General features: G+C 32.4%; 4 protein-coding genes. All 4 read left to right on the forward strand.

Translation table 11 applies throughout. The features are described from left to right. The first annotated feature begins 243 nt into the window (after positions 1-243). The gene (locus tag AC3DU7_RS24935; RefSeq protein ID WP_488041988.1) at positions 244-2,232 is read left to right on the forward strand and encodes a PAS domain-containing sensor histidine kinase; all 1,989 of its coding nucleotides are present in this window, start codon (positions 244-246) and stop codon (positions 2,230-2,232) included. Continuing rightward, complete coding sequence (locus AC3DU7_RS24940; RefSeq protein ID WP_488041989.1) at positions 2,210-3,319, forward strand: hybrid sensor histidine kinase/response regulator; 1,110 nt, start codon at positions 2,210-2,212, stop codon at positions 3,317-3,319. Before AC3DU7_RS24935 ends, AC3DU7_RS24940 begins: the two co-directional genes overlap by 23 nt. 907 nt (positions 3,320-4,226) lie before the next feature. Next, positions 4,227-4,469, forward strand: a complete 243-nt coding sequence (locus AC3DU7_RS24945) for a hypothetical protein (protein WP_488041990.1) — start codon at positions 4,227-4,229, stop codon at positions 4,467-4,469. 459 nt (positions 4,470-4,928) lie between these two features. Beyond that, a partial coding sequence (locus AC3DU7_RS24950) for a DUF6737 family protein (protein ID WP_488041991.1) occupies positions 4,929-5,027 on the forward strand: 99 nt, incomplete at its 3' end.

The following is a 5,027-nucleotide window of genomic DNA, read 5'->3' on the forward strand; positions in this document are numbered from 1 at the left end:
GGCAGTAGTAAACAGTACCGAGGGGCACTCGGAAACTGGGGTCAAAAGCCCAAACGCTACGGGAGAGTCCGACCTATGGATTAATAATAGTAATATTGCTAATCTAAGTTGTCTTGATGAACGTAGAATCATCAATGATGAGAATCCCGCATTATAATCTTTGATTTGATGCCGGGAGTATGTCAAAGTATTCTGATGTATAAAGCCCATGGCTTAAATTCTGATATTTCAATCTAACTAGCTATGCTAAATGGATATGGATGGCTGCAAAAACTACAGAGACTATCCTTTATTGAGAAAATACTCAGCTATTTGGATAGTGCTAACCCTACTGCTGAAAATTCCACAGACTTAACAGATGTTTCATATCCACAGTGGCAAAATCGTTTTTTAATTGCTCGACTAAATTTAGCATTGTGGCTAGCTTTTTTATTCTTCTTAAGTAAAAGTATACTAAGTTTAATTTTCTTCATACTAGGTAAATACCCTAGTTTAGAAGAGTGGGAAATTGCCAGAATTTTAGTGCATTTAAGCTTACTTGGTTGTATATTGATACTACGAACTCCCTGGGGCAGTCGTCATCTTGGTCTAATATTTCTCTGCTTTTCTTGGTCTGTAACTATGATTGAGCAAATTTTAGATACAGTTACGGGAAATGTTAATCCTGAGTTTTTTGCTTGGATGTTGACTTTCTTTTCTCAGGCAACTTTAATTCCATTTAGATGGTTTTTACACCTAATATCCCAGGCTACTGTATTAGGTTATTACTTTGGTGTCAATCAGATTCTCGGTTTTGATGTGGCATCCTTAGATTGGAATTTTATAAAGATGTGTCTTGGCATTTTCTGGGTATGTTTAATTTGTGATATTTCTGTATATTTATATGAATCTTTGCAAAAAACTGAGTTTAATACTAAATTACAACTAGAAGCAACATATCAAAAACTACATTCAACTGAAGCTAAATATCGTATCATTTTTGATAATTCAGTTGAAGGTATTTTTCAGTCTACACCAGATGGGCATTATCTTTATGGTAACCCTGCTTTAGCTGACATCTTTGGTTATGACTCGCCAAAGGACATGACGGCAAAAGTTACTGATATAGGCAAACAAATTTATGTTAACCCTAACTCTAGAGATGAATTTATTGATTTAATTAGCACGGATGGTAGAGTATCCAAGTTTGAGTATCAAGCTTATCGTGCTGATGGGAGTGTCATTTGGGTTTCGGAGAATGCAACAGCAGTGCGCGATCCTGGAGGTAATTTGATTGCTTATGAGGGTGATATTAAAGATATTACAGAGCGCAAGTGGGCAGAAACTGAAATAAAGAAAGCACAAGAAATAGAAAAAGAATTGAGTCAACTTAAATCTCAATTTATTTCTATGACATCCCATGAATTTCGTACTCCTTTAACTACTATATTAGGTTCGGCAGAAGCATTAGAATACTATGGTCATAAATGGAATGAAGAAAAAAAACTGACTTATCTGCGTCGTATACAAGATAAAGCTAAACACATGACAGGGTTACTTAATAATATGTTAGTTATCGGCAAGAAAGAATCAGGTAATTTTGATTTTAACCCGGCACCATTAAATTTAGAAAATTTCTGTAGAGGTCTTATAGAAGATATTAAACTCAGTATTGGTAGTCAATATTTCCTTGATTTTGTAATTCAAGAAGCCAAGGAATTAATAACAAAAATTTCTGACAAATATGGAGTTAATCAAAGTATTTTAAATATAATTCAGCAGGATTTAAATCAGCAAGAACAAAGGCAAGATGATGTTGTCTATAGTACTCCTCCAGAATCACAAAATGAATCTAGGAAACAAATGTTTGAATTTGTTTTAATAGATGAAAAATTGTTGAGATATATTCTCTTTAATTTACTTTGGAATGCAGTCAAATATTCACCCCAGGGTGGTAATATTTTTCTCAAACTTTCTTACTTAAATAACTATGCAATTTTTCAGGTTCAAGATGAAGGTATGGGAATTCCAACAGCAGAACAAAAATATTTATTTGAGTCTTTCTACCGTGCTCAAAATGCTATTAATATTTCTGGTACAGGATTAGGACTTACTATTGTCAAAAGTTTTGTAGATTTACATAGGGGTCAAATTTTTGTCGAAAGTGAAGTAGGCGTAGGAACTACATTTACTGTTATATTACCATTGAATTTAACAAAGGAAAATATAGATGAAAAAAATTCTAGTGATTGAAGATGAACCGGGTATTTTAGATATAATTACGGATGTTCTAGAAGAAGAATCTTTTACAGCAATAAAAGCAGAAAATGGTAAAATAGGAGTAGAAAAAGCTCTAGAAAATGTTCCAGACCTAATCATTTGTGATGTAATGATGCCAGAAATTGATGGTTATACAGTCTTAAAATTATTACGGGAAAATTTATTAACAGAAGCAATTCCCTTTATTTTTCTAACTGCAAAAGCCGCAAGAGCTGATGTAAGAGAAGGGATGGGATTAGGAGCTGACGATTACTTGACAAAGCCTTTTACTAACGCCGAATTAATGAAGGCAATTAATACCAGATTAGAAAAACAAGGAACTATTGAAAGAAAAACTCAAGAGCAACTAGATGAATTAAGAAGTAGCATAACTTTATCTCTACCTCATGAGCTACGCACTCCACTCAATGGAATTATTGGTTCTTCCAATTTTATTATTCAAGAGTTTAAAGAATTAGAAAGCGATGAAATTTTAGAAATGGTAGAAAATATCCACATTTCTGCCAAGCGTTTAAATAGACTAATTCAGAATTTTTTACTATATGCAGATTTAGAACTATTATCACGCGATCAAGATAGATTAAAATTCTTTACAACAGGTTTTCTTAGTAATCCTAAATCAATAATTAGAGAGGTTGCTATTGAAAAAGCAAGAAATTTTAATCGCTTAAAAGACTTAGATATAACATCAGAAAATACTAATTTAAGTATTACTGAGTCTAACTTTAGAAAAATTGTAGATGAATTGTTAGATAATGCTTTTAAATTTTCTTCTTTTGGCAAAAAAGTTAAGGTAATAGGTAGACTAGAGGATCATGTTTTTGTTGTTAATTTTATAGATTTTGGTAAAGGGATGAGTGTTGATGAAATTTCTAATATCGGAGCTTATCAACAATTTAATCGTAAAATATATGAGCAACAAGGATCGGGTTTGGGTCTCAGTATTGCTAAACAAATTACGGAATTACATAATGGCAAATTAACCATCCAAAGTATTCCTTTACAACAAACAAATGTAACTATTTTTCTCCCTATAAACGAAACAGAAAAAGACTGTTAAACTATGATTTAATTTCTAATCGTCCGTACAGAAAGTTGCATGCAATGTCTGTACAGGAGTAGGAGCGTTAACGATAGTTATGCGAAGCTAACGGCTGTTTATCGTACATCAGAATAATTAACAATAATTAGCTTGATAATTATCAAAAAATTTATAAGGCTAGTGTTAATTACTTATAATATCAAGTCTTAATTAATTCACCATAATAAAAATGTTCTTCTTTTGAGAAGAGAATATTCTTTCGGTGCGGAATGGGGAGCAAACAAATTTCTCTTACTTCCCTGCTCCCTACTCCCTAAATTTTTCCGAAGTGGTTATTCTAAAGAGACATGATATAATACCAATTCCCAAAAATAATACTATAGTTCCGATGTGACTTCAGCTATTAAGTAATAATAATGATTCAGTAATGTTTGTACAAAATTATCGGCATTAATTCAAAATATATTATGCCTTTAAACCCTACTCTCTACTCCACACCCCAAGAAGATGTAGCAAAACTTTTGAGAGATGTCATCAAACTCTGCCCTTAAAGACCTATCCCTGATAAGGAACTCCTGAAAACCCTGTAGGGAGGTGTGGGAAGTAAGAATCTTGTCTACAGTTATCAAAAAAATGTATTTTTTTATACACTTTCCTCCAGAAAAAGCCTTTCAAAGATTTATACATAACTTGTCTATTTTGTCAATTTTTATGCTAAGAAAGATGTTTATAAAGCATAGTCTTAAAGACGAGGTTTAAATTGAAGTGTCACCTATAGTTAAGCATTCTTTTTTCACGCTTGGTAGAATTAGTATTACAAATGAAAATAGAGAACAAAAAATATAACTGAGTATAAATATATAGATAATATTATTTACTTAATTATAGTATAATAATTTAAAATATTAATGGAAAATTACTAACAATGAAAGAAAAATTACTCAATTGGTTAGATACATTTTTAGTGGCAGATGTATTTCTAGTAATAATTGCTTTTGCTTGGTTCGCGATCGCTGTAATTGGTCGTTATTCTGGAGTTGCTCTAGGTCTCGATCTTTGGCGTAGATTATGGGAACCAGTATTTACTCCAGCTATCGGAATTTTGATGGGAGGTGCAATTCTCAGTGGCATCATTAAACAAGTTACCAAACGTTTAAATTCTAATTAGGGTTTGCGCTTCACTAGTCTTTTTGCTAAGACAGGGAGTAGGGAGTAGGGAGTAGGGAGTAGTGAAGAGTCAAGAGGAATCAGGGGTTGTAGAAGACATACAAAGGAAAAATTATCCCAGGCCCAAGTCTACCCAATTCTTACCCAAATACTCAATTTTTGAGCATTCTTAGGGGAAAACAGGGGTACTTTTTCACTACCTAAAAAGCCGAAAACCAATATCAGTAAAGACTTTTATATTTAATCAGCAAACCATAATTAATATTAAATTTGATTCATTACTATTGAAGAAAGAAGAAGGAAGAAGTGGATAGGGACTCAAACTCCAACCAATTGTCAGCACCGTGTAGATGGTGGGGTATTAAACCCAAAAGAAAAGGATTAAAAAAATTATCCTTGTTATTTTAGGCAAGTTTATTTCATCTTTTGTGTTCCTTATTTTTTATTATTCTATTTATTTATGAAAAATTCAATTGAACAAGAAAAGTTTAACCCCTGGAATTACAAACCTTGGTGGTGTCAACCTTGGTCAATATTGTTGACAGGAATAACTATTATT

This window comes from Okeania sp. (assembly GCF_983059655.1).

What these genes read in the sequence shown, in the direction of transcription:
- AC3DU7_RS24935 (WP_488041988.1), top strand. Translation starts at nt 244, where the DNA reads ATGCTAAATGGATATGGATGGCTGCAAAAACTACAGAGACTATCCTTT.
- AC3DU7_RS24940 (WP_488041989.1), top strand. Translation starts at nt 2,210, where the DNA reads ATGAAAAAAATTCTAGTGATTGAAGATGAACCGGGTATTTTAGATATA.
- AC3DU7_RS24945 (WP_488041990.1), top strand. Translation starts at nt 4,227, where the DNA reads ATGAAAGAAAAATTACTCAATTGGTTAGATACATTTTTAGTGGCAGAT.